The following is a 23867-nucleotide window of genomic DNA, read 5'->3' on the forward strand; positions in this document are numbered from 1 at the left end:
GCCTCCAGGGTAGGCGGACCCAGCCAGGCTCAGAGCGCTCCGAGCAGGGTGATGCTCCCGAAGGCGAGCGTCGCCGTGCCCATGAGCAGCAGGCCGATCCGCACCGAGCGGCGCGAGAACAGCGTCCCGATGCCGCCGAAGAACAGCGTGAGCGCGAGGAAGACCGTCGCCTTCTCCAGCTCGTCGCCCTGGTTGTCGGCGGCGACGGCGGCCTCGTAGGCCTTCTTGGACTCCGCTCCGAGCTCCTCGCCGCTGGCGTAGTCGTCGTTGGCGTAGGGGTTGTCGTCGGCCTCGTCGAAGGGCGTGGTCACCGAGTCGTCGGAGTCGATCCACCAGTCGATCGCCTCCTGGAGCTCCGGACGCATCAGCGTCTTGAGGTACTCCGAGAGGTCGCTCTGCTCCTGCTCGTTCGCGGTGGCGTAGGCGACGAAGAGCGCCCGATCACCGGCCTCCACCTGATTGCCCTGGCCGTAGTAGAAGTTGCTGTCGGCGAGCTTCTGGCTCGCGACCGTGTAGCCCTGGAGCGCCTCGCCGTCGGTGAGGGCCGAGCGGTAGGCGGAGAACGCGGTCAGGGTCGCGGCGATGCCCAGCAGGATCGCCGCGAAGATCTGGAGGCGGTCGCTCGAGGGGTCCTCGGGGGTGTCGATGAAGGCGTCGGACATGGCTGCTCCTGCTCTCGGTCACGGGGGTCTGGCGCCATCGCCGAGTCGATGTCGCGGCGCAGATCGAACCAGACGTCCGAGGCCGCACGCGGCGGAATCGACAGACCTTGACCTTCGGACGCCCCGGCAGCGACCCGGCAGCGACCCTCACCCCGCGGTGGGGGCGGCCCCGCGCGGGCGGGGCGCGGCGGCGTCCGACCGTGGTAGACCGGTCGGCGGCCTCCTGTGAGGCCGGTCACCGTCTCTCGGATGTCTCGGAAGGCAGCCCATCGTCCCCTCGTTCCTCGCCCGCGAGCGCATCATCGCGGGTCCCGGCCACAGCCGCTGGCTGGTGCCGCCGGCCGCGCTGGCCGTGCACCTGTGCATCGGCCAGGTCTACGCCACGAGCGTCTACAAGACCGCGCTGGTCGAGCGGTTCGACTCCAGCGCCACGACGATCGGCCTGATCTTCTCCGTGGCCATCGCGATGCTCGGCCTCGCGGCCGGCTTCGGCGGCACCTGGGTCGACCGCAACGGCCCGCGGGCGGCGATGGCCGTCTCCGCGACGTTCTGGGTCACCGGCTTCCTCGTGGCCGCCCTCGGCATCTCCACCGGCCAGCTGTGGCTGGTCTTCCTCGGCTACGGCGTCATCGGCGGCATCGGCCTGGGCATCGGCTACATCTCGCCGGTCTCCACGCTCATCAAGTGGTTCCCCGACCGTCCGGGCCTGGCCACCGGCATGGCGATCATGGGCTTCGGCGGCGGCGCGCTCATCGCGAGCCCCCTCTCGGGCCGCCTGCTGGGCCTCTACGACTCCGGCTTCGACGCCACCGACCCCACGTCGGTGCCCGACGGCCACGCCGTGGCGCTGCTGTTCGTCACGCTCGCCATCGCCTACGCCGTCCTGATGAGCTTCGGCGCGCTCACCGTGCGCGTGCCCCCCGACGGCTGGACGCCGGAGGGCTGGGACCCCGCGTCGGTCAAGGAGAAGCCGCTGGTCACCACGGCGAACGTCTCCGCGCACGACGCGCTGCGCACCCCGCAGTTCTACCTGCTGTGGATCGTGCTGTTCTGCAACGTCACCGCGGGCATCGGCATCCTCGAGCAGGGCTCGCCGATGATCCAGGACTTCTTCCGCGACGGCGACGCCTCGACCGTCACCGCCGCGGCCGCCGGCGGCTTCGTCGGCCTGCTCTCGCTGGCCAACATGGGCGGCCGCTTCCTGTGGTCGACGACCTCCGACGTCATCGGCCGCAAGCGCATCTACGTCGTCTACCTGGGCGTCGGCCTCGTGCTCTACGCCCTGCTGGCCTCGGTGGGCTCGAGCTCGACGGCGCTGTTCGTGCTGCTGGCCGCGGTGATCCTGTCGTTCTACGGCGGCGGCTTCGCCACCATCCCGGCCTACCTGCGCGACCTCTTCGGCACCTACCAGGTGGGCGCCATCCACGGCCGCCTGCTGACGGCGTGGTCGGCGGCGGGCATCGTCGGACCGCTCATCGTCAACCGCTTCCTCGACGCCCAGGGCGAGCCGGGCACGCTGACGGCCGAGGCCTACCGGCCGGCGCTGTTCACGATGGTGGGCCTCCTCGCGCTCGGCAGCATCGCCAACCTGCTGGTGCGACCGGTCGACAGCCGGTTCCACCAGCCCACGAGCGACACGACCGACCCGTCCGACACGACCGGCCCCAGCACCCCGGCCGGCGAGAGGAGCCACGCATGATCGCGCGCCTGACCGTCGCCTGGGCCCTGGTGGGCGTCCCGATCGCCTACGGGCTGGTCGAGACGATCCGCAAGGCCTCCAGCCTGTTCAACGGCTGAGCCGACCGACGTCGGAGCGGGCCGGGCGCCCGGGGCTCACCAGCCCCAGGTGCCCGGCTCGCCCTTGAACGGACCGGACACCTTCGAGGTGATCCAGCCGCCGTAGAACCCTCCGGGCTGCGGCACCACGACCTCGCCGTCGACGGTGCAGCGCTCCATCGCCGCGGGCATCACGGCGATCGCGTGGGCGAGGTCGACGAAGCCGGGCGTCGGCTCGGGATAGGTCCACGCCGATCGCTCGGCGACCACCTCGCCCGCCCCGCCGACCGCCACGACGTCGAAGTAGCGCGCCTGGCCCTTCCACTCGCAGTGGCTGCTGCCCGAGGTCGGACGCAGCGTGCCGGCGGCGAAGGCCTCCCGCGGCAGGTAGTACGTCGGCGGGTGGCTGGTCTCGAGCACCTTCCACACCTCGTCGGCGGCGGCCACCAGCACGCCGCCCAGGTGGATCTCGACGCGCTCCCGGGCGCTGACCAGGGCCGGGGGACGCGGGTAGTCCCAGACGGACTCCTGTCCGGGACCGGGCTTCTCGGGGACGGGACGCATGCCTCCAGCGTAGGCAGGGCTCCCGACGTGGCTCCTCAGCCGCCGTCAACCACCGTCAACCACGCACACCGACGTGGGCGGCCGAGCCGATCAGCGCGACCGCGCAGGCGAGCCCGGCGGCGGCCTGCACCGTGGTGGTCTCGACGCCGGCGATCGCCAGGCCGAGCGCGACGACGCCCAGCAGGCCCATCGCCAGCGCGGTCGCCCGGTACTGCGGCTGGTCGAACGCGCGGGCCAGCGGCCAGAAGTGGAGTCCGACGACGATCGCCACCGCGCCGGGGATTGCGACGTCGAGGTCGAGGCGGACGAGCACGAGCACGGTGGCGAGGATGGCGAGGACCTCGACGCCGTTGGTGATCCCGACGATGCGTCCCCACTGCGCGGGCAGGGTGCGCAGCCGGGCGATCGCCGGGTCGCCGGCGTGCTGGTGGGCCACGACCACCACGCCGACGGCGGCGATGACGACCAGGCACCGGGCGAGGGTGCCTCCCGGGCCGTCGATGGCCTGTCCGAGACCCGCAGCGCCGACCAGTCCCCACATCGCGCCGAACCCGGCGAGGATCCACACCCCGCGGCGGCGCAGCTGCGCGTCCAGGACGGCGCAGGAGGGGTCGACGGGCGGGGCGAGGGCGGGTCCGAGAGTCACCTCGTGGACGCTACGTGCTCGCCTGCCCCGGAGTCGAGGGGCGCGCGTCGGAGGGTCCCCACCGGCTCGGGTGAGCGGCGCGAGGCGGCCCGAGTGGATACCGTCTGCCTCGTGGACCATCCTCCGCCTGCCCGCCCCGCCCGCTCGCACGCCCGCAGACCGCTGCGCGCCCGGGAGGCGTGATGGACGTCCAGACCCTGGTGAACCTGGGCCTGGTGGTGCTCTTCGTGCTCGTCGGCGGGGTGTTCGCGGCCACCGAGATCGCGCTGGTCTCCCTGCGCGAGAGCCAGCTCTCGGGCCTGGCCCGCCAGGGCCGTCGGGGCGCGAAGGTGGCCGAGGTGGCCCGCGACCCCAACCGCTTCCTCGCGGCGGTGCAGATCGGCGTCACGGTGGCCGGCTTCTTCTCCGCGGCCTACGGCGGCTCGACGCTCGCACCCGACCTCGCCCCGACCCTGACCCGCCTCGGCCTGGGCGACGACGCCGCCGACACCCTCGCGCTGGTGCTGATGACGCTGCTCATCGCCTACCTCTCGCTGGTGCTCGGCGAGCTGGTGCCCAAGCGCCTGGCCCTGCAGCGCTCGGCCGGGCTCTCCCTGGCCGTCACGCCCGCCCTCGACCGGTTCGCGACCCTCATGCGCCCGGTGATCTGGGTGCTCTCCATCTCCACCGACGCCCTCGTACGCCTGCTCGGCGGCGATCCCCGCGCCTCCGGCGAGGAGCTCTCCGAGGAGGAGCTGCGCGACCTGGTCACCACCCACGAGGGCCTGGAGGAGCAGGAGCGTCGCATCCTCTCCGACGTGCTCGGCGCCACCCGCACCACGGTGCGCGAGGTGATGCAGCCGCGCGGCGACGTCGCGTTCCTCGACGCCGCGCAGCCGCTGCCCGAGGCCGCGGCCGCCGTGCGCGAGCTGCCCTACTCCCGCTACCCGGTGACCGGCCGCAGCGTCGACGACGTCGTCGGCTTCCTGCACGTGCGCGACCTCCTCGGCCTGACCGACGACGACCCGCGCACCGTGGCCGACGTCGTCCGCACGATCCTGCTCGTGCCCTCGACCGCCCACGTGCTGCCCACCGTCACCACCATGCGCGAGGCCGGCACCCACCTGGCCGTCGTGGTCGACGAGTACGGCGGCACCGACGGCATCGTCACGCTCGAGGACCTCGTCGAGGAGCTCGTGGGCGAGATCGAGGACGAGTACGACGCCGGCCGCCCCGCCCCGGGCACCGCGGCCGCCGGCGACGTCGACGCCTCGCTCTCGATCGAGGACTTCGCCGAGCTCACCGGCGTCCCGCTGCCCGACGGCGACTACGACACCGCGGCCGGCTACGTGCTGGCCCGACTGCAGCGCATCCCGAGCCTGGGCGACGAGGTGGAGGTGCTGCTGGCCGACGACCTCGACCCCGACGACGGCGAGGACGGCAGCCTGCGCGCGCATCTGCGCGTCACCGCCATGAGCGGCCCGCGGGTGCTGCGCCTGGAGGTGCGGCGCGAGCAGCCCGGCGACCAGCCCGGAGAGGCCGCAGCCGCCCCGGCGATCTGAGGCGACCCACCTTCCGGGGTGGGCGCTGGGGTCCGCGCTGAGCGGCTCCTAGGTTCGGACGGGTCCCCGACCGAAGGAGCGATTCCATGTCCCCGGGCCCCGTCAGCAGCCCCGTCAGCAGTCCCGGCACCGCGCTGGTCGTCGGCGTCACCGGCATCGTCGGCCAGGCCGTCGCCCGCCGCCTGCTCGGCGAGGGCTGGCACGTGCTGGGGCTCTCCCGCAGCGGCGGCGTCCCGCACCCCGCCGTCGTGCCCGTGCGCGCCGACCTGTCCGATCCCACCTCGTTGCAGGCGGCCGTGGCCCGGGCCCTCGACGGCGCCTCGCCGCGCCTGGTGGCCTTCACCGCCTGGACGCGGCGCGCCACCGAGGCCGAGAACATCGCCGTCAACGGCGCCGCCGTCCGCGACCTGCTCGCCGCCCTGCCGCCCGTGGCCGACCGGCGGCACCTGGCGCTGATGACCGGCCTCAAGCACTATCTGGGACCCTTCGAGGCCTACGGCCAGGGAGCGCTGCCCGACACCCCGTTCCGCGAGGAGTCGCCGCGGCTGGACGCGCCGAACTTCTACTACGCGCAGGAGGACGAGCTCGTCGCCGCGGCCGCCGCTCAGGGCGCGACGTGGTCGGTGCACCGCTCGCACACCGTCTTCGGCGTGGCCACCGGGAACGCGATGAACATGGTGGCCACCCTCGGCGCCTACGCGGCGCTGTGCCGCGAGCTCGGCCGTCCGATGGTCTTCCCCGGCTCGCGCACCCAGTGGGAGGGTCTCACCGACGTCACCGACGCCGACCTGCTGGCCGAGCAGATGATCTGGGCCGCCGCGCACGGCCACGACGAGGCCTTCAACACCGCCAACGGCGACGTCTTCCGCTGGCGCTGGCTCTGGCCCCAGCTGGCCGCGCGGTTCGACCTGCCCTGGGAGGGCTTCGGGGGCCGAGCCCGTCCGCTCGAGGAGCAGATGGCCGGCACCGCGGAGGTCTGGGCGCGGATCGCCGAGCGCGAGGGGCTGGTGGAGTCCGATCTGGCGCGGGTCGCGTCGTGGTGGCACACCGACGCCGACCTCGGCCGCGAGATGGAGGTCGTCACCGACATGAACAAGAGCCGGGCCGCCGGGTTCAGCGCCACCCGCGACACCCGCGCCACCCTGTTCGCCCACCTCGACGCCTACCGGGCGGCGCGCGTGCTGCCCTGAGCCGACCGCCCGGGACCGTCGACCTGGGAGGGGGCTCTAGGCTCGCTGCCATGGCCATCGTGAAGATCAACGCGATCAGCGTCCCCCCGCAGGCCGGCGCCGAGCTCGAGCGCCGCTTCACCGAGCGGGCCGGCACGATGGCCGGCACGCCCGGCTTCCTGGGCTTCCAGCTGCTGCGGCCGGTCGCCGGCGAGGAGCGCTACTTCGTCGTCACCCACTGGGCCGACGAGGACTCCTTCGCCGCCTGGCGCGACGGCGACTCCCGTGCCGCGCACGCCGGGCCCGACGGCGAGCAGCGGCGTCCGGTCTCCTCCGGCGCCGACCTGCTGGAGTTCGAGGTCGTCCTCGACGTGCAGGGCTGAGTTGACTGGTCCGGTCCGGGCTCAGGCCGGACCCAGCGGCAGGCGCGCGATGGCGCGGTGCTCCTCGCCGCGGCGCTGCACGTCCAGGGTGCCGCCCACGGCCGACAGCCGACGCCGGACCCCGGCCAGGCCGCTGCCGGTGCCGGGCGCGCGCTGCTCGCCGACCCGGTTGGTGACCGCCACCTCGAGCGAGCGGCCCCAGCCGACGTGCACCTGGATGGGTGCGTCGGCCGCGCCGTGCTTGAGCGCGTTGGTGACCAGCTCGCGCAGCACCCGCTCGGCCGCGACGTCGAGGTCGGGCGGCAGGGGACGTGGCAGGCCGGCGGTCTCGACGTGCACCCGCGGGGTCGTCGCCCCCGACTGCGCCACCAGGCGCGGGAAGCGTCCGCTGGCCTCGGCGGCGCTCCCGCCGGCCAGCACCGCGCCGACCTCGCCGAGGGACTCGCGGGCGGAGTCGGCGATCGCGGCCATGCTCTGCCGGATGCGCGCGAGCTCGTCGTCGGGCAGGTAGCGGACCGCCTCGGCCTGGGCCAGGATCACCGCCAGGGAGTGCCCGACGACGTCGTGCACGTCGCGCGCGAGCTGGGCGCGCTCCTCGACGGCCCGCGCCACCTGCTCGGCCTCGCCCTGACGCTGCTCGGCCACCGCCTGCTGGGCCTGGGCCTGCGTCGCGCGCCGGCGGCTCTCGCGCGCGCGGTCGCTGAAGCGCAGCGTGAGCCCGGCCAGCCACGGCACCACGAGCAGGAGGCCGATGATGACGCCGAGGGTCGTCATCGGCAGCGAGGCCAGGCCGAGGAGGCGTCCCTCGCCGATCATGCGGAACGGCACGACCTCGCGCTGCTGGATCATGACGAGCCCGGCGAGCAGCGCCACCGGCTGGCTCAGCAGGGCGGCCCACACGGTCAGCAGCCGGCCGTGGCGGGCGCACCCGTAGAGCACGACGACGTAGGACATCTGCACGACCATGAGCGCGGAGCCGCTGAGCAGCTGGAGCGCCGTGGCCAGCCAGAGCACGCCGAGGCCGAGCGCCGCGGCATGACGATGGCAGCCCACCGCGACGCCCATGAGCAGGCAGACGAGCAGCCGCGGCAGCGTCACTGGCTCGTTCGCCGTCAGCACGTCGACCAGTCCGAACGCCGCGACCAGGGCCCCCAGCGCAGGTGCGGCGAGGTCGGCGGCACGCCAGGCGGATCGGGACGTCCCCTGCACGCGCACCTCCTCACCGGTCGTCACGCTCAGCGAGCCTAGAGGCCCCGCGCCTCGTCGTCCCTCCGCCGCAGGTGCCGCCGCCCGGCACCTCGGGCCGATGCCCGACGAGACGCCCGATCGCGACGCTGGAGCACATGACGCTCCTCCTCTCGGATCCGGCCGTGGCGGCCGTCCCGGTGCTCGGCCTCGCCGAGCCGCTCCTGCCGCTCCCCGGCGCGCTGCGCCGCCGGAGCGAGCCGACGGTGCGCGTGCGGTCCTCGCTCGCGCTGCGGCTGCTCGACGCCGACCGCTCCCTGCCCGCCGGCGTCCACCTGCGGGTGGTCGAGGGCCACCGCAGCGCCGCCTCGCAGCAGGCGATCATCGACCGCTACGGCGCCGAGGTGCGCGCCGCCCATCCCGACGCCGACGAGGCCGAGGTGCACCGGCTCACCAGCCGCTTCGTCAGCCCGCTCGACGTCGCCCCGCACGTGGCCGGCGCCGCGGTCGACCTCACGCTCGTCGACGCCCACGGGCGTCCGCTCGACCTCGGCACCGAGATCGACGCGACCCCCGAGGCGTCCGGCGGCCGCTGCTACCTCCAGGCCCCCGGCCTCGACGCCGTCGCTCGGCGTCACCGTGCGCTGCTGGCCGACGCCCTCGGCTCCGCCGGCCTGGTGAACTACCCCACCGAGTGGTGGCACTGGTCCTACGGCGACCGCTACTGGGCGGTGGTCACCGGCGCTCCGGCCGCGTTCTTCGGCCCGGCGCTGGATCCGACGCTCGACCCGGTGCTGGACCCGGTGCTGGACGACGTCGTGACCGGGCTGAGCGCATGAGCGCCCTGGTCGCCCCTCCCCGTCTGCTGCGTCCCGACGCCGCCGTCCCGACGCTCGGCACCGGGGCCCAGCTTCACGTCGACCTCGACGCGGTCGCGCACAACACCGCGCTGCTCGCCGGCCGCACCGACGCCGCGCTCATGGCGGTCGTGAAGGCCGACGGCTTCGGCCACGGCGCCGCCGCGGTGGCCCGCACCGCGCTGGCCCACGGCGCCACCTCCCTCGGCGTCACCTCGATCACCGAGGCGCTGGCGCTGCGCGCCGACGGCGTCCACGCGCCGCTGCTGTCGTGGCTGAACCCGGTGGACGCCGACGTCGCCGCCGCCCGGGCCGCCGACGTGCAGCTGGCCGTGCCGGGTCGCGCCCTGCTCGACGCCGTCGCCACGCGGGCCCCGGGCGGCCGGGTGCACCTGCAGCTCGACACCGGCATGGCCCGCGACGGCGCCAGCCCGCAGGAGTGGGCCTCGCTGTGCCGCGCGGCCCGCGCCTGGGAGCAGCGCGGGGCGCTGGAGGTGGTCGGCGTCATGGGGCACCTGCCCTGCGGCGAGGACCCGACGTCGTCGTCCTCGCGCCTGGGCCGCGAGCGGTTCACCTGGGGCGTGGGGGTGGCCCGGGCCGCCGGCCTGCGTCCGCGCGTGCGCCACCTCGCGACGACGGCGGCGACCCTCGCCGACCGCGCCAGCCACCACGAGATGGTGCGCGTCGGCGCGGGCCTGGTCGGCATCGACCCCACCGGTGCCGCCGGCCTGCGCCCGGCGCTGCGCCTGACCGCGCCGCTCGTCTCGGTGCGCGAGGTCGTCGCCGGCACGGGGGTCGGGTACGGCCACACCTGGACCGCCCCGCGCGCCACCACCCTCGGCCTGATCGGCCTGGGCTACGCCGACGGCGTCCCGCGGGCCGCCTCGTCCCGCGCCGAGGTGAGCGTCCGCGGGCGGCGCTGCCGCGTCGTCGGGCGGGTGTCGATGGACATGACCGTCGTCGATCTCGGCCCCGCCCTGCAGCGCGGCGGCCGCGTCGAGCCCGGCGAGACCGTGACGCTCCTCGGCGCCGACGGCGCCCCGACGCCCCGCGAGTGGGCGGCGTGGGCCGACTGCCTCGAGCACGAGATCCTCACCGGCATCGGGCCCCGGGTCCGCCGCTCGACCGGAGGCCCGCGATGAGCCGGGTCGCCGTGATCGGCGGCGGACGCAGCGGCGAGCACGACGTCTCCCTCGGCTCGGCGGCGGCCGTGGTGGCCGCCCTCGGCGAGGCCGGCCACGAGGCCGTCGCCCTCACCCTCGGCCGCGACGGCGCCTGGCTCGACCACGCGCACCGGCCGATCGGCCTGGCCGGCGCGGTGCAGGTGCTGCAGGCCTGCGACGTCGCGATCCCGATGGTGCATGGTCCCGGCGGTGAGGACGGCACGCTCGCCGCCCTCTGCGACCTCGCCGACGTCCCCTGCGCCGGGACGCCGGTCATCGGCGGCGCGGTGGCGATGGACAAGTGGGTCACCAAGCTGGTCGCGCGCGAGCTCGGCATCGGCGTGACCCCCGGCGTCCTGCTCACCCGCGCGACCGCGGGGGATCTCCTGGTCACCGAGCCCGTCGTCGTGAAGCCGGTCTGCGCCGGCTCGAGCCTCGGCGTCACGCTGGTCCGCGACGCCGCCGCCCTGCCCACCGCCCTCGAGGCCGCCTTCGCCCACGACGACCGGGTGCTGGTCGAGCAGCTGGTGGAGGCCCGCGAGATCGACGTCGCCGTGCTCGGTCGCCGCGACGGCACCCGCGTCGTGGCGCCCGCGCTGGAGATCGTCGGCGAGGGCGTCTTCGACCACGCCACCAAGTACGACGGCAGCGCGTGCTTCCTCGTCCCCGCCCCGCTCGAGCCGGACGACGCCGCGACGCTGCAGCGGGCGGCGCTCGCGATGTACGACGCGCTCGGTTGCCGGGGCGTGGTGCGGATCGACTTCTTCCTCACCGCCGACGGCCCGGTGCTCAACGAGGTCAACACGACGCCGGGCTTCACCGCCGCCTCGCAGGCGCCGCGGATGTTCGCGGCCGCCGGCCTGCCCTACGCGGCGCTGCTGGACGCGATGGTCGCCGACGCCGTGCCGGACGCGCGGGTCGACGCGCGGGTCGATGCGCGGGTCGATGCGCGGGTCGATGCGCGGGGGTAGCCGCATCGCCGGGCTCGACGTCCTGCGCGGCCTCGCGATCGCGCTCGTCCTGGCCCGCCACGCCTGGCCGGGCCTCCTGCCGGGGGCCGGCCTGGTGGGCGTCGTCGTCTTCTTCACCCTCAGCGGCTGGCTGATCACCGGCCTGCTGCAGGGCGAGCTCGAGCGCTCGGGACGCCTCGACCTCGGCGGGTTCTACCGGCGCCGCCTGCGACGTCTCGTCCCGCCGCTGCTGCTGATGCTGACCGGCTACGCCCTCGTCACGCTGACGATCGATCCCCTCGCCGAGCGGCGCCGGCTGCCGGCGACCCTCCTGACCGCGCTCACCTGGACCGCCGACCTGCCCTTCACCCACGTCACCGACGGCGCCTTCCACCTGTGGACCCTCGCCGTGGAGGAGCAGTTCTACCTGGTCTGGCCGCTGGTGCTGCTGCTCGCCCACCGCGCCCCTCGCACCCGCGCGGTCGTCGCCGCGGTCACCGTGCTGGCGCTCCTGCTCGGCTGGGCGGTCGTCGCCCACCTGCGCGCCGACCCCGACCTCTCCTACGCCCTGCCCACCACCTGGGCGGTGTGCCTGGCCGCCGGCGGGCTGCTGCGCGTCACGACGCCGCGCTGGCCCGCTCTGCGGCGTCCGGCCCGCTGGGGCCCGGCCGTGATCGCGGCCCTCGCGGCGCTGCTCGTCCTCGGGGCGCTGCCGCTGCGCGGTCATCTGCCCACCTACCTCGTCGTCGGGCCCCTCGTGGCCGCGCTCACCGGCGTCCTGCTGCGGGCCTGGGGCTCGTGGGAGGAGGCGACGACGCCGGCCGCCCGCGCCGCCGCGGGCCTCGGCCTGATCTCCTACGACGCCTACCTGTGGAACTACCCCGTGGCGCTGTGGCTGCGTCCGGTCGACCCGACGGGCGTCCTGGGACTCGTCCTGACACTGCTCCTCGCCCTAGGCTCCTGGCTCGTCGTCGAGCGCTCGCGGAGCCGACGACGCACCCCCGCCGCCCGCGCACCCGAGCCAGGAGGCCGGTCTTGCACGACGACCTGATCCGCGTGGTGCTCGTCGACGACCAGGACCTCTTCCGCGAGGGCGTGCGCGTGATCATCGACGCCCAGCCCGGCATGCACGTCGTCGGCACCGCGGCCGACGGCCACGAGGCGCTGCGGGTGGTCGAGGACACCCGGCCCGACGTCGTCCTCATGGACATCCGGATGCCGGAGATGGACGGCGTCGAGGCCACTCGCCAGCTCTTCGCGCCGCAGCGGGTCGCCGAGCGCGAGCGGCCGCTGCGCGTCATCGTCCTGACGACCTTCAACCTCGACGACCGCGCCGCCACCGCGATCCGCCACGGCGCCAGCGGGTTCCTGCTCAAGCACACGACGCCGGCGGCGCTGCGCGAGGCGATCCGCACCGTCCACTCCGGCAACGCCGTGCTCGGCCCGCAGGAGCTCGCGGCGCTGCTCTCCGCGCAGTTCACCCTCGCCAGCCCTCCCCCGCCGGCCTACCTCGCGCTCACCGAGAAGGAGCGAGAGGTCTTCGGCGCCATCGCCCGCGGTCTGTCGAACGCCGAGATCGGCCAGGAGATCTTCGCCAGCGAGTCGACGGTGAAGACCCACGTCGGCGCGGTGCTGCGCAAGCTCGACCTGCGCGACCGCGTCCAGATCGTCGTCTACGCCCACGAGCACGGTCTGGCCTGAGCCGCCCCCTCACCACAGGCCGAGGACGTCCCCGATCCGGTAGGCGACGCCGAGCGCGAGCAGCACCAGCAGGAGGGCGCCGACCCCGGTGAGCGGACCGCGCTGACGCGCCCGGGGATCCTCCACGCCCCCTTCCTACCGCACCGTGGCACCAGACCCTCCTCTGGGGCGAGGTCCGATTCGAGCAAACGGTGGACGCCGCCCGGTGCGCGGTTGTTCACTGACGCTGTGACCAGCACCACACAGACCCCGCGCGACACCTGGGGTCGCCTGCGCCGCGGCCTCGACCAGCTGACGACGCCGCTGCTCCCCGACGACTACCTGACGCTGATCAACCCGCTGTGGAGCTCGCGCGAGCTGCGCGGCCGCGTCGAGAAGGTCGTCCAGGAGACCGACGACGCCGCCACGCTGGTGATCCGTCCCGGCTGGGGCTGGACCTACGACCACCGCCCCGGCCAGTACGTCGGCATCGGCGTCCAGGTGGAGGGGAAGTTCCACTGGCGCTCCTACTCGGTCAGCTCGCCGCCGCGTCGCTCCGGGCGCACCCTCGCCATCACCGTGCGCGCGATGCCCGAGGGCTTCCTCTCCGACCACCTCGTCAACGGCCTCGAGCCCGGCACGATCGTCCGCCTGGCCCTGCCCAACGGCGACTTCGTGCTGCCCGACCCGCCCCCGGCGCGGTCGCTGTTCCTCGTCGGCGGCAGCGGCATCACGCCCGTGATGTCCATGCTGCGCACCCTCGACCGCCGCGACACGATGGGCGACGTCACGCTGCACTACGCCTCCACCACCCCGGAGCGGATGATCTTCCGCGACGAGATCGCGGCCCTGCACGAGAAGCACGACGGCCTCACCGTGCACGAGTGGTTCTCCGACGAGCAGGGCATCTTCGACCTCGCCCGCCTCGACGACCTCGTGCCCGACTGGCGGCGTCGCGAGACCTGGGCCTGCGGCCCCGCGCCCATGCTCGACGCCGTCGAGCAGCACTGGGAGCGCGCCGACCTCGCCGAGCGCCTGCACCTCGAGCGGTTCTCCCTGCAGCTGAAGGGCGACGGCGGCGAGGGCGGGGAGATCACCTTCCAGAACACCGGCCGCTCCTTCGAGGCCGACGGCGCCACCACCCTGCTGGAGGCCGGCGAGCAGGCCGGCGTCGGCATGCCCTACGGCTGCCGCGTCGGCATCTGCCACACCTGCACCGTCACCAAGATCTCCGGCACCGTGCGCGACCTGCGCAACGGAGACGAGTTCGACCAGCCGAACGAGCAGGTGCAGACGTGCGTCACCGTGCCCGTCGGCCCCTGCACGCTCAACGTCTGACCCACTCCCCACCTACCGCCCGCTCGGATCGGAGACACCATGGCCATCGCCGACGTCCAGGAGTACTGCCACCTCACCGAGGCCGACGTCGAGGCGATCGGGCGCGAGCTCGACGCCCTGCGCGAGCGCGTCGAGCGCTCCCGCGGCGCCGCCGACGCCGCCTACATCCGCAGGGTCATCCGCACCCAGCGCTGGATGGCCGCCACCGCCCGCATCGGCATGATCGCCGCGGCACCGCTGGAGAAGAAGTACCGCCGGCCGGTCCAGGCGGCCTCGGCGATCACCCTCGGCCTGGCCAAGATCCTCGAGAACATGGAGATCGGCCACAACGTCATGCACGGCCAGTGGGACTGGATGAACGACCCCGAGATCCACTCCTCCACCTGGGAGTGGGACACCGGCCAGCCGGCCGAGCAGTGGAAGCACTCCCACAACTACATCCACCACCAGTTCACCAACGTCCTCGGCTACGACAACGACATCGGCTACGGCGTCCTGCGGATGGCGCGCGAGCAGAGGTGGACGCCGGCCAACCTCGGCCAGCCGGTCTACAACGCCCTGCTCGCGACGCTGTTCCAGTGGGGCGTCGCCCTGCACGACCTCGACCTCGAGGCGATCCGCCACGGCAAGAAGGACCCCGCGGAGATGAAGCGCCAGCTGGCGCAGATCGTCCGCAAGGGCCGTCACCAGCTGGTGAAGGACTACGTGCTCTACCCCGCGCTCTCGGGCAAGCGGTGGAAGGAGACGGTCAAGGCCAACGTCACCGCGAACCTGATGCGCAACGTGTGGGCCTACCTGATCATCTTCTGCGGCCACTTCCCCGACGGGGCGCTGCACTTCACCGAGGAGGAGCTGGAGGACGAGACCCGCGCCGAGTGGTACCTGCGCCAGATCCTCGGCACCGCCAACTTCGAGGGCTCCAAGCTCCTGCACGTCATGAGCGGCAACCTCGGCTACCAGATCGAGCACCACCTCTTCCCCGACCTGGTCTCCAACCGCTACGCCGAGATCGCCCCCGAGGTGCGGGCGCTGTGCGAGAAGTACGACATCCCCTACACCTCCGGCCCGCTGCACCGGCAGTACGGCCAGGTGCTGCGCACCATCCACAAGCTCTCGCTGCCCAACAAGATGACCAAGGACGACCGTCCGCCCACCGGCGAGGGCGTCACCATCGCCCAGCACCAGCGGGTGCGTCACGAGGACACCCACCAGCGCCGCACCGAGCTCGGCGCCTGGTCGCGCGCCGCGGGGTCCGCCCGGGCGTGACCGCGACCCTCTTCGCCTGGGACGGCGCGTCGCCCTCGCGACGCGCCGTCACCCGGTGCGCCCTCGCCCGGGTCTGCGGCGCCTGCGGACGCCCGCTCGGCCGACCGATCGCCTTCGTCGGCACCCCCGACGAGGTGGCCCGCAACGAGTTCCACGCCCCGCCCCTGCACGCCGCCTGCGTCGAGGCCGTCCGCTCCGCCGTCGACCCCGACCTCCGCTCGGTGCACACCGCCGGCTTCGAGTTCGTCCGCCCCGGCGCCGACGACGCCGACCCGCTGCCGAGGTTCGTCCCGAACTCGTTGCTCTAGCCTCGTCGTCGCCACCTCGGGAAGGACCCACCATGACCGACGACGCCGTCCGCGCCACCGCCCGCGCCCTCGCCCAGGACGCGCTGGAGAGCGAGGACCCCCTCGGCTGGTTCGAGACGCTCTACGCCGCGGCCGCCGACGGTGAGGCGGTCGTGCCGTGGGCCGATCTCAGCGTCAACCCGCACCTGGCCTCCTGGCCCGGGCTCGCCGACCTGACGCCCGGCCGCGCACTGGTCGTCGGCTGCGGCTACGGCGACGACGCCGCCTGGCTGGCCGAGCGCGGCTGGCAGGTCACCGCCTTCGACCTCTCCGCCACCGCGGTGCTGCACGCCCGCGAGCGGTTCGGCGACGACGTCCGCTGGCTCGCCGCCGACCTCCTCGACCTGCCGGGGTGGGAGCCCTTCGACCTCGTCGTCGAGATCTACACGATCCAGGTGCTCCCGCCGGGCAGCATCGAGCGTGGCGCCGGCATCGCGGCCCTGCGCTGGCTCACCGGCCGCGACCTGCTCGTGGTCGCTCGCGGACGCGAGGAGTCCGACCCGGTCGGCTCGATGCCCTGGCCGCTGACCCGCGCCGAGGTGGAGTCGATCGCCGACGACGAGCTGCGCGTCCAGACCCTCGAGGAGCTGCTCGACGACGAGGAGCCGCCGGTGCCCCGCCTGCGGGCGCACCTGCGTCGCGTCAGTCCCGCGTGAGCCCCTGCACCAGGTGCCACTGGGCGTCGGCGTAGGTCAGCAGCACGAACGCCTCGGCCAGCGCCCGCGCCCGGTGGCCGGTGAGCAACCGCTCGCGCAGCAGGATCGCGGAGTCCGACGCCAGGAACATCCCGCCGCCGATGCGCAGCTCGGCGTCGTCGGAGCCCAGCGCGGTGGCCGCCATCGTCCCGAGCAGCAGTCCGTAGCCGGTGACCACCGGGTCGGGTCGCCCCTCCAGCGCCCGCGCGTCGAGCACCGCCAGCGCGCCGAGCCACGCCCCCACCGCGGCCACCACCGCCGGCCGCGGCCGGTGCCCCCGCCGCGCCATGAGCGCCAGGTAGGCGCTCTGCTGGACGGCGAACGCGCTCGCCCCGCGCCGCAGCCGTCGCCGCGCCGCCGCGTCGTCCTCGGGTCGGGACGGCGGCAGCAGCGCCACGTCCCCCACCCACGCCGCCGCCAGCGCCGCCCGCAGCAGACCGCGGTCCCGCCCGCCCCTCACCGTGGAGGCCAGCACCGGCATCAGCGCGCCCTTGCTCGGCACCAGCGCCCGCCGTCGCTCCAGCGCCCCCGCCGTCGCCGTCGCCAGGGCCGTCGCCGCGTAGATCGCCTTGGTCCGCACGGGGTCATCCTGGTGGACCGGAGCCGGTTTCCCCGGTCGACCGGGGAAACCCGCGGTTGATGGGCGAAGCTTCGCCTGCCATCTGACGGCTTCGCCCGTCATGAGCTCCCTCAGCGCCAGGTCGTCGACCGTCGGGCGGCATCGAAGAGCGTCGCGCAGGTCTCCGCGTCGAGCACCTCGCCATGGCGCAGCAGCCAGGACGCCACCTGCATCCGAGGCAGCACCGTGACGCCGTCTGGCTGCGCCTTGACGACGAAGTCGCCCGCCCGCACCACGGCGACGAGACCGCGCACCGGCACCTCGACGCCGGAGGCCTCAGCGAGCAGCAGCCCGGCACGGGTCGCCTCGTGCCGAGCGTTGCGCACGTACGGGACGCGGCTCCCGTCGACCATGACCGTGCTTCCGCCGACCCAGACCTTGGCGCCGGGGTGGTGCTTGGCGTTGATCGTGAACACCCCGCCGGGACCGATCGCGAGGTGGTCGATGTCCGAGCCTCGGGTGCCCACGGGGATCGCGTGCAGGAAGCGCCAGCGGGGATCCTTGCGCGCGACCTTCGTCAGCTGCGCGGCCACCTTCTCCTCGCCGTCCGCGCCGATGCGCCAGGCGCGCTCGCTGGTGTGGACGCCGAGCACGCGGGCGAGGGTGGTGCGCACCGGCGCGGCGACGAAGGCGGCGTCGGCCCGCTCCCGCGCCTCGGCGCCCGGCCGGTTGGTGGCGAGGTCGACCCACGGCTCGACGACGGGCGCGGGCTCGGGCGAGGAGATGGCTGCGGGCTCCGACTCGACGACCGGCTCCACCCGCTCCACCAGCTCCACCAGCTCCATCGGCTCCATCGGCTCGACGACCGGCGCCGGCGTCACGTCGTTCTCCCGACACCACTCCTCGGCGGCGGCGCGCACCACGCCCTCCAGCTCCGGAGCGGACGGGTGGACGGTGCCCGCGCGCAGGTCCCAGTGGCCGAGCCCCTCGCCGTCCTCACGCTCGACGTAGAGCCGGTCATGGCCGTAGCGGCGCCATCGCTTCACCGAGATCGCATCCATGCCGTCCTCCATCGGCAGATGGGCGAGCGATCCCAGCTGTTCGTCAAGCACCCTTCCTCACCAGGTCGCCTGGTGCCGCACGCCAGCGAGACTCAGGAGTCGACCCCGACCACCAGGACGTACGCCATCGTCGCGCCGATGACGAGCACGAGCAGCACGACGACGAGGAGGCATCCCGACAGCCAGGGCCGCCGCTGCCACCAGGGGAGCAGCGCGGTCTCCCCCGCGGAGTCCTCGGAGAGGGTGATCGAGCGCAGCCGGTCCCCGACGTGCGCGCGGATCGCAGCGACGTCCTCGGGGCTGAAGATCTCGACGCCGAGCTGCACCCGCCGCCCCGACCTCGTGTCCGCGAAGGCGAGGAAGGGACTCGACGTCTCCCCGCCCAGGTGCGCCGGCGCGCCGATCTCGCCGGCCCGGAAGGAGTCGTCGAGCTCGAAGCGCTCCCGCGAGCGCCAGGTGCGCACCTCGATGGCTCCGGGCAGGAGGGCCACCCGCGTGGCCCGGACGGACAGCGCGAGGGAGCCGAGCGCGAGGACCAGCGTCGGCGGCACGACCACCGCCAGGATCACCAGCAGCGTCGCGGCGTCAGCGCGCAGGAGCGGGACCGTGATCACCGGCGTGGCGATCACGAATCCCACGACGGCGCCCATCCGCCGACCGCGGTTGCGACGCCAGGCGCGCCAGGACGGCCGCAGCGTCCGGCCATCGGCGGACAGCGAGGTCGGGTCATGCGGCACGGCGCGGATCCTGCCCCGAGGTCGGCGATGCCAATCGCCGACCGGAGAGGGAGCCTCGCCGCCGGAAGCCCCTCATCGAGACCTCCTCAGCGGCTACCCGAGCTCCCCGCGTGCCGACGTCGAGCCAGACCCCAGGTCAGCGCGGCGAGCCCCACGCACAGCGCAGCGGCGCGCTCGAGACCGGAGGTGCCGACTCCGACGAGCAGGGACGCCACCAGGGTCGCCCCGAGGATCACCCGCTCCTGACGGGCCTGCCCGGCCAGCCAGGTCCGCTCGCGCAGCCAGGGGGACCGGGGCCAGCCGAGCTGGAGGGCGGCGGCCAGCACGACGCCGGGGGCCGCGGCGACGCAGGCCGCACCGGAGGCGTCGCCGCGCAGGAGCAGGCCCACCAGCCCGCCGATCGCGGCGAGCAGCAGCCCGAGGTCGGCGTGGTCGACGGTGGGCGAGGTCGTGGCGGTGTCCCGAGAGTGGCTCACGCCCCGCACCCTAGGCGAGCCCTGGGTCAGGGCCACCCGACGCCACGAAGCCCCGCCGGATCAGATCCGGCGGGGCTTCGTCGACTGGCGGTGGCGGAGGGATTTGAACCCTCGGTGGGCTTGCACCCACAAACGCTTTCGAGGCGTTCTCCTTAGGCCGCTCGGACACGCCACCGAGGAGGAATGTACCGGAGCCGTCGGGCGGCCGACCAATCGGGCGGACGCGTGGGAGGCGGCAGCCGGTCCAGACGAGCGCGCGTGGCGCAACCTCCTCGCAACCTCTGCGGCAGCACTCTCGCCCCAGGGCCGGCGAGAGACGCCGGTCACACTTCTGCGTTGTCGAGGGGCCCACGGTGACGTTTACTGGACTCATGGCGCAGCGACGGAGCGAGCCCGGTCGGGCCGCTGCGATGCGCGCCGAGGTCGCGGAGTCCTGGCAGCGCAGCGCCGCCGCCGGCGTCTCCACCGAGCAGACCGAGGCCCCCATCACGATCGCCGAGCGCGACCTGCGGGCCCTGCGCCAGGCCCATCCGCTCTCGCGGGTCTTCCCGCTGCTCGACGACGTCCTGGGCCAGGCGGTGCGCGAGTGCGACTCGATCATGGCCATCTCGGACGCCACCGGCACCCTGCTGTGGGTCTGCGGCACCCCGGCGACGCTGCGCAAGGCCGAGACCATCGGGTTCGTCGAGGGCAGCAACTGGGACGAGCGGCTGGCCGGCACCAACGCCCCCGGCCTCGCGCTGGCCACCGGGAGGGCCGCCACGATCACCCGCGCCGAGCACTTCCGCTCCGCGGTGCAGCCGTGGAGCTGCGCGGCGACCCCGATCCACGACCCCAGCACCTCCGAGCTGCTCGGCGTCCTCGACGTCACCGGCGGCGACCAGGTGGTCGTCCCGCAGACGCTGGCCATGGTGCGGGCGGCGGCGCGGATGGCCGAGGCCGAGCTCGCGCGCGACCTCCTCGCGCGTCCCGCGCCGGCCACGCACAGCAGCGGCCTGCAGGTGATGCTGGAGTCGCTGGGCCGCACCGAGGCGCTGCTCACCATCGACGACGGCCGCGGGCGCACCCAGACGCTGCGGCTCAGCCCGCGGCACAGCGAGATCATGCTGCTGCTGGCCTCCGCGCCGCACGGCCTCTCCGGCGACGAGCTCGCCGTCCTGCTCTACGAGGACGACGGCGCCTCCTCCACGCTGCGCGCCGAGCTCAACCGGCTGCGTCACCTGCTGGGCGAGGAGATGCTGCTCTCGCGGCCCTACCGCCTGGCCGCCGGCGTCACGGGCGACTGGCTGGCCACCGAGGCGCTGCTGGCCGCGGGCGACCTGCGCGGCGCGATGCGCGGGTTCCGCGGGCCCCTGCTGCCGCGCTCGTCCGCACCCGGCGTCGTCCGGCTGCGCGAGGCGCTCGAGGCGTCGCTGCGCCACGCCCTGCTGCGCAGCCGCGAGGCCGACCTCATGTCGGCGTGGACGCGCTCGGCGTGGGGTCGCGACGACTACGAGATGTGGCTGGCGCAGCGCTCGGCAGTCGGATCCGGCTCCCCCATGCTGGCGCTCATCGAGGGCCAGATCGCGCGCCTGGACCGCGAGCTCGGCTGACGTCGCGGGTCCACCGGAGGGCCCGAGAAGGTCAGGACCGAGGTCCCGTCCCGACGCAACGGGGCCGCAACGTTGCGCTGCCTAGCGTGTGATCGTCGTCACTGTTCCGGCGACGTCCACCGTTTCGAGGAGAGCAACCATGACCGTCTACGCACCCCCCGGAGCCGCTGACTCCCTCGTGTCCGTCCAGAGCCGCTACGGCCACTTCATCGGTGGCGAGTGGGTCGACCCGATCAAGGGCGAGTACTTCGAGAACATCTCGCCGGTCAACGGCAAGCCGTTCTGCGAGATCGCCCGCGGCACCGCCGAGGACATCGAGGCCGCCCTCGACGCCGCGCACGCCGCCGCGGACGCGTGGGGACGCACGCCCGCCACCGAGCGCGCCAACATCCTGCTCAAGATCGCCGACCTCATGGAGGAGAACCTCCCGGCGCTGGCCGTCGCCGAGACCTGGGAGAACGGCAAGCCGGTCCGCGAGACCCTCGCCGCCGACCTCCCGCTGGCCGTCGACCACTTCCGCTACTTCGCCGGGTGCCTGCGCGCCCAGGAGGGCTCGATCGGCGAGGTCGACGAGAACACGATCGCCTACCACTTCCACGAGCCGCTGGGCGTCGTCGGCCAGATCATCCCGTGGAACTTCCCGATCCTCATGGCCGTCTGGAAGCTCGCCCCGGCCCTCGCCGCCGGCAACTGCGTGGTCCTCAAGCCCGCCGAGCAGACGCCGTGGTCGATCCTCAAGCTGATGGAGCTCGTCGGCCACCTGCTGCCCGCGGGCGTCCTCAACGTGGTCAACGGCTTCGGCGTCGAGGCGGGCAAGCCGCTGGCGTCCTCGCCGCGCGTGGCGAAGGTCGCCTTCACCGGCGAGACCACCACCGGCCGACTGATCATGCAGTACGCCAGCCAGAACATCATCCCGGTCACCCTGGAGCTCGGCGGCAAGAGCCCGAACATCTTCTTCGACTCCGTCTCCGCCGAGCGCGACGCCTTCTACGACAAGGCGCTCGAGGGCTTCGCGATGTTCGCGCTCAACCAGGGCGAGGTGTGCACCTGCCCGAGCCGCGCGCTGGTGCAGCGCTCGATGTACTCCGACTTCGTGGGCGACGCCGTCACCCGCGTCGAGAAGATCATCCAGGGCAACCCGCTCGACGACGCGACGATGATCGGCGCCCAGGCCTCCAACGACCAGCTGGAGAAGATCCTCAGCTACATCGACATCGGCAAGCAGGAGGGCGCGAAGATCCTCACCGGTGGTGAGCGCAACATCCTGGAGGGAGACCTCGCCGGCGGGTACTACGTGCAGCCGACGATCTTCGAGGGCGACAACTCGATGCGCATCTTCCAGGAGGAGATCTTCGGCCCCGTGGTCTCGCTGACGTCCTTCGACGACGAGGCCGACGCGCTGAAGATCGCCAACGACACCCTCTACGGCCTCGGCGCCGGCGTGTGGTCGCGCGACGGCTCGCAGGCCTTCCGGGCCGGCAAGGCCATCAAGGCCGGCCGCGTCTGGACCAACTGCTACCACGCCTACCCGGCCCACGCGGCCTTCGGCGGCTACAAGCAGTCCGGCATCGGCCGCGAGACCCACAAGATGATGCTCGACCACTACCAGCAGACCAAGAACCTGCTGGTGTCCTACAGCCCGGACGCGCTCGGCTTCTTCTGAGCCGACCGCGCCCGACCCGGGCTGACCGCTCGACCCCCGCGCCCGAGGCAGTGCTCGGACGCGGGGGTCTCGGCAGGCTCGACCACCGGAGGATCGACTCGATCGTCCTGGCACCGGTGGCCGGGCCTGCCGGGACCCCGTGACGAAGGAGGACGCATGACCCAGCACGTGGCGGTGACCGACGAGGCCGCGACGCTCCTGCGCGAGCTCACCGAGCGCAACGGACCGGTGATGTTCCACCAGTCCGGCGGCTGCTGCGACGGGTCGGCGCCGATGTGCTACCCCGACGGCGACTTCCTCCTCGGCGACGCCGACGTCCACCTCGGCGACCTCGACGTCGGCCTCGAGCGCCCCGTCCCGGTCTGGATGTCGAAGTCGCAGTACGAGTACTGGAGCCACACCCACCTGACCATCGACGTGGTCAAGGGCCGCGGCGCGGGCTTCTCCCTCGAGGCCCCCTACGGCGTGCGGTTCCTCATCCGCAGCCGTCTGATGACCGACGACGAGGTCGCCGCCCGCACCTGAGCCAGGCTCACCAGCGCGGGTGGATCTGCGCGCGCAGCCGCTCGTCGTAGAGGTCGCGGACGGCGTCGAGGAAGGCCTGCGGCAGCGGGGCGACGTCGCCCGCTGCGGCGTTGGCCTGCGCCTGCTCGACGCTGCGCGCCCCCGGGATCACGGTCGTGACGCCGGGCTGCTGGGCCACCCACGCGAGCGCGGCCCGAGCGGGCGTGAGGCCGTCGAGGTGCTCGGCGACCAGGCGGCTGAACTCCTGCGCGGCCGCGACGCCGGTGGCGAAGTCGACGCCGGAGAAGGTCTCACCGACGTCGAAGGCGCTGCCGTCGCGGTTGTAGGAGCGGTGGTCGTCGGCGGCGAACGTGGTCTCGGCGTCGTAGCGGCCCGAGAGCAGGCCGGAGGCCAGCGGCACCCGGGCGATGATCGCGACGCCGGCCTCGCGCGCGGCGGGCAGCACGGCGTCGAGCGGCTTGAGCCGGAAGGCGTTGAGGATGATCTGCACCGACGCGCAGCCGGGCCGCGCGATCGCCGCGAGCGCTTGGTCGCAGGTCTCGACGCTCACGCCGTAGGCCCCGACGACGCCGTCGTCGACGAGCGCGGCCAGGGCGTCCCAGGTGCGGTCGGCCTCGATGACGTCGGACGGCGGGCAGTGCAGCTGCACGAGGTCGAGCCGGTCGACGCCGAGGTTGCTGCGCGAGCGCTCGGTCCAGGCCCGCAGGTTCGCGGGCGTGTAGCTCTCGAAGACCTGCTCGGCGCGGCGTCCGGCCTTGGTGGCGACGACGAGGTCGTCACGTCCGGCCGCGCGCTGCTCGGCGAGGAACCGGCCGATGATCTGCTCGCTGCGGCCGTCGCCGTAGACGTCGGCGGTGTCGAGGAAGGTGACGCCGGCCTCGACCGCGGCCTCGAGCACCGCGCGAGCGTCGGCCTCGGTGACCTCGCCCCAGTCGGCGCCCAGCTGCCAGGTGCCCAGGCCGAGGGCGGAGGCGGTGAGGTCGGTGCGCGGCAGGGGTCGGATGTCCATGTCCCGATCCTCCCCGACGCCGC

At 73.9% G+C, this 23867-nt stretch carries 26 protein-coding genes and 1 tRNA gene; 17 read left to right on the forward strand and 10 right to left on the reverse strand.

Annotation, left to right across the window (positions count from 1 at the left end):
• Positions 1–29 precede the first annotated feature (29 nt).
• Positions 30–662: a hypothetical protein gene (locus ACZDWJ_RS00085; RefSeq protein WP_463518868.1), complete on the reverse strand. Its 633-nt coding sequence runs from the start codon at positions 660–662 to the stop codon at positions 30–32.
• 331 nt (positions 663–993) lie between these two features.
• Here ACZDWJ_RS00085 and ACZDWJ_RS00090 point away from each other — a divergent pair, with 331 nt between their 5' ends.
• Complete coding sequence (locus ACZDWJ_RS00090; protein WP_463518869.1) at positions 994–2361, forward strand: OFA family MFS transporter; 1368 nt, start codon at positions 994–996, stop codon at positions 2359–2361.
• Positions 2358–2459, forward strand: a complete 102-nt coding sequence (locus ACZDWJ_RS00095; protein WP_463518870.1) for an MFS transporter small subunit — start codon at positions 2358–2360, stop codon at positions 2457–2459. The genes ACZDWJ_RS00090 and ACZDWJ_RS00095 overlap by 4 nt, the downstream gene beginning before the upstream one ends.
• A 36-nt stretch (positions 2460–2495) precedes the next feature.
• Here ACZDWJ_RS00095 and ACZDWJ_RS00100 read toward each other — a convergent pair whose 3' ends face one another.
• Together ACZDWJ_RS00100 and ACZDWJ_RS00105 are read right to left on the reverse strand one after the other, a co-directional pair.
• Positions 2496–3002, reverse strand: a complete 507-nt coding sequence (locus ACZDWJ_RS00100; protein ID WP_463518871.1) for a DUF427 domain-containing protein — start codon at positions 3000–3002, stop codon at positions 2496–2498.
• Between the two features lie 55 nt (positions 3003–3057).
• Entirely contained in the window at positions 3058–3648 is a 591-nt protein-coding gene (locus ACZDWJ_RS00105; protein WP_463518872.1) for a hypothetical protein, read from the reverse strand.
• Positions 3649–3830: 182 nt separating this feature from the next.
• Here ACZDWJ_RS00105 and ACZDWJ_RS00110 point away from each other — a divergent pair, with 182 nt between their 5' ends.
• The 3 genes from ACZDWJ_RS00110 to ACZDWJ_RS00120 all read left to right on the forward strand — a co-directional run bounded on the left by ACZDWJ_RS00110 (position 3831) and on the right by ACZDWJ_RS00120 (position 6741).
• Positions 3831–5189, forward strand: a complete 1359-nt coding sequence (locus ACZDWJ_RS00110; RefSeq protein WP_463518873.1) for a hemolysin family protein — start codon at positions 3831–3833, stop codon at positions 5187–5189.
• A gap of 86 nt (positions 5190–5275) precedes the next feature.
• The gene (locus ACZDWJ_RS00115) at positions 5276–6379 is read left to right on the forward strand and encodes an SDR family oxidoreductase (RefSeq protein WP_463518874.1); all 1104 of its coding nucleotides are present in this window, start codon (positions 5276–5278) and stop codon (positions 6377–6379) included.
• A 50-nt stretch (positions 6380–6429) separates the two neighbouring features.
• Positions 6430–6741: an antibiotic biosynthesis monooxygenase family protein gene (locus ACZDWJ_RS00120; RefSeq protein ID WP_463518875.1), complete on the forward strand. Its 312-nt coding sequence runs from the start codon at positions 6430–6432 to the stop codon at positions 6739–6741.
• A gap of 21 nt (positions 6742–6762) precedes the next feature.
• On the opposite strand, the gene ACZDWJ_RS00125 is transcribed toward ACZDWJ_RS00120, so the two are convergent.
• Positions 6763–7974: a sensor histidine kinase gene (locus ACZDWJ_RS00125; RefSeq protein ID WP_463518876.1), complete on the reverse strand. Its 1212-nt coding sequence runs from the start codon at positions 7972–7974 to the stop codon at positions 6763–6765.
• A gap of 110 nt (positions 7975–8084) precedes the next feature.
• Here ACZDWJ_RS00125 and ACZDWJ_RS00130 point away from each other — a divergent pair, with 110 nt between their 5' ends.
• The 9 genes from ACZDWJ_RS00130 (at position 8085) to ACZDWJ_RS00170 (ending at position 16183) form a co-directional block, all read left to right on the forward strand.
• The gene (locus tag ACZDWJ_RS00130) at positions 8085–8765 is read left to right on the forward strand and encodes a M15 family metallopeptidase (protein ID WP_463518877.1); all 681 of its coding nucleotides are present in this window, start codon (positions 8085–8087) and stop codon (positions 8763–8765) included.
• Positions 8762–9925 carry an alanine racemase gene (alr, locus tag ACZDWJ_RS00135; protein ID WP_463518878.1) on the forward strand — a complete coding sequence of 388 codons (1164 nt, stop codon included), beginning with the start codon at positions 8762–8764 and terminating at the stop codon, positions 9923–9925. The genes ACZDWJ_RS00130 and alr overlap by 4 nt, the downstream gene beginning before the upstream one ends.
• Positions 9922–10917, forward strand: a complete 996-nt coding sequence (locus tag ACZDWJ_RS00140) for a D-alanine--D-alanine ligase family protein (protein ID WP_463518879.1) — start codon at positions 9922–9924, stop codon at positions 10915–10917. Before alr ends, ACZDWJ_RS00140 begins: the two co-directional genes overlap by 4 nt.
• Positions 10904–11947, forward strand: coding sequence for an acyltransferase family protein (locus ACZDWJ_RS00145; protein ID WP_463518880.1), 1044 nt, complete (start codon positions 10904–10906; stop codon positions 11945–11947). The genes ACZDWJ_RS00140 and ACZDWJ_RS00145 overlap by 14 nt, the downstream gene beginning before the upstream one ends.
• Positions 11932–12597, forward strand: coding sequence for a response regulator (locus tag ACZDWJ_RS00150; protein ID WP_463518881.1), 666 nt, complete (start codon positions 11932–11934; stop codon positions 12595–12597). The genes ACZDWJ_RS00145 and ACZDWJ_RS00150 overlap by 16 nt, the downstream gene beginning before the upstream one ends.
• Positions 12598–12825: 228 nt before the next feature.
• Positions 12826–13914: a ferredoxin reductase gene (locus tag ACZDWJ_RS00155; RefSeq protein ID WP_463518882.1), complete on the forward strand. Its 1089-nt coding sequence runs from the start codon at positions 12826–12828 to the stop codon at positions 13912–13914.
• A gap of 39 nt (positions 13915–13953) precedes the next feature.
• The gene (locus tag ACZDWJ_RS00160) at positions 13954–15180 is read left to right on the forward strand and encodes a fatty acid desaturase family protein (protein WP_463518883.1); all 1227 of its coding nucleotides are present in this window, start codon (positions 13954–13956) and stop codon (positions 15178–15180) included.
• Positions 15177–15488, forward strand: coding sequence for a hypothetical protein (locus ACZDWJ_RS00165; RefSeq protein WP_463518884.1), 312 nt, complete (start codon positions 15177–15179; stop codon positions 15486–15488). Before ACZDWJ_RS00160 ends, ACZDWJ_RS00165 begins: the two co-directional genes overlap by 4 nt.
• Positions 15489–15520: 32 nt before the next feature.
• Complete coding sequence (locus tag ACZDWJ_RS00170) at positions 15521–16183, forward strand: class I SAM-dependent methyltransferase (RefSeq protein ID WP_463518885.1); 663 nt, start codon at positions 15521–15523, stop codon at positions 16181–16183.
• Here the strand turns inward: ACZDWJ_RS00170 and ACZDWJ_RS00175 are convergent.
• The 5 genes from ACZDWJ_RS00175 to ACZDWJ_RS00195 form a co-directional block, all read right to left on the reverse strand.
• Positions 16170–16802 carry a lysoplasmalogenase family protein gene (locus ACZDWJ_RS00175; protein ID WP_463518886.1) on the reverse strand — a complete coding sequence of 211 codons (633 nt, stop codon included), beginning with the start codon at positions 16800–16802 and terminating at the stop codon, positions 16170–16172. The genes ACZDWJ_RS00170 and ACZDWJ_RS00175 overlap by 14 nt on opposite strands.
• Before the next feature lie 110 nt (positions 16803–16912).
• A complete protein-coding gene (locus ACZDWJ_RS00180; RefSeq protein ID WP_463518887.1) occupies positions 16913–17893 on the reverse strand; it encodes a nuclease-related domain-containing protein in 981 nt (326 codons plus the stop codon).
• A 41-nt stretch (positions 17894–17934) separates the two neighbouring features.
• A complete protein-coding gene (locus tag ACZDWJ_RS00185) occupies positions 17935–18579 on the reverse strand; it encodes a hypothetical protein (RefSeq protein ID WP_463518888.1) in 645 nt (214 codons plus the stop codon).
• 86 nt (positions 18580–18665) lie between these two features.
• Positions 18666–19055: a hypothetical protein gene (locus ACZDWJ_RS00190; protein WP_463518889.1), complete on the reverse strand. Its 390-nt coding sequence runs from the start codon at positions 19053–19055 to the stop codon at positions 18666–18668.
• A gap of 85 nt (positions 19056–19140) precedes the next feature.
• Positions 19141–19230: transfer RNA gene (locus tag ACZDWJ_RS00195), tRNA-Ser, on the reverse strand.
• Positions 19231–19426: 196 nt separating this feature from the next.
• On the opposite strand from ACZDWJ_RS00195, the gene ACZDWJ_RS00200 reads away from it, so the two are divergent.
• The 3 genes from ACZDWJ_RS00200 to ACZDWJ_RS00210 all read left to right on the forward strand — a co-directional run bounded on the left by ACZDWJ_RS00200 (position 19427) and on the right by ACZDWJ_RS00210 (position 22835).
• Positions 19427–20647, forward strand: coding sequence for a GAF domain-containing protein (locus ACZDWJ_RS00200; RefSeq protein ID WP_463518890.1), 1221 nt, complete (start codon positions 19427–19429; stop codon positions 20645–20647).
• Positions 20648–20786: 139 nt separating this feature from the next.
• A complete protein-coding gene (gene exaC / locus ACZDWJ_RS00205; protein ID WP_463518891.1) occupies positions 20787–22310 on the forward strand; it encodes an acetaldehyde dehydrogenase ExaC in 1524 nt (507 codons plus the stop codon).
• 156 nt (positions 22311–22466) lie between these two features.
• Positions 22467–22835: a DUF779 domain-containing protein gene (locus ACZDWJ_RS00210; protein ID WP_463518892.1), complete on the forward strand. Its 369-nt coding sequence runs from the start codon at positions 22467–22469 to the stop codon at positions 22833–22835.
• 7 nt (positions 22836–22842) lie between these two features.
• Here ACZDWJ_RS00210 and ACZDWJ_RS00215 read toward each other — a convergent pair whose 3' ends face one another.
• On the reverse strand, positions 22843–23844 hold the full coding sequence (locus ACZDWJ_RS00215; RefSeq protein ID WP_463518893.1) for an aldo/keto reductase: 1002 nt from the start codon (positions 23842–23844) through the stop codon (positions 22843–22845).
• Between the last annotated feature and the right edge of the window lie 23 nt (positions 23845–23867).

It is taken from the genome of Nocardioides sp. B129/18 (assembly GCF_055282735.1).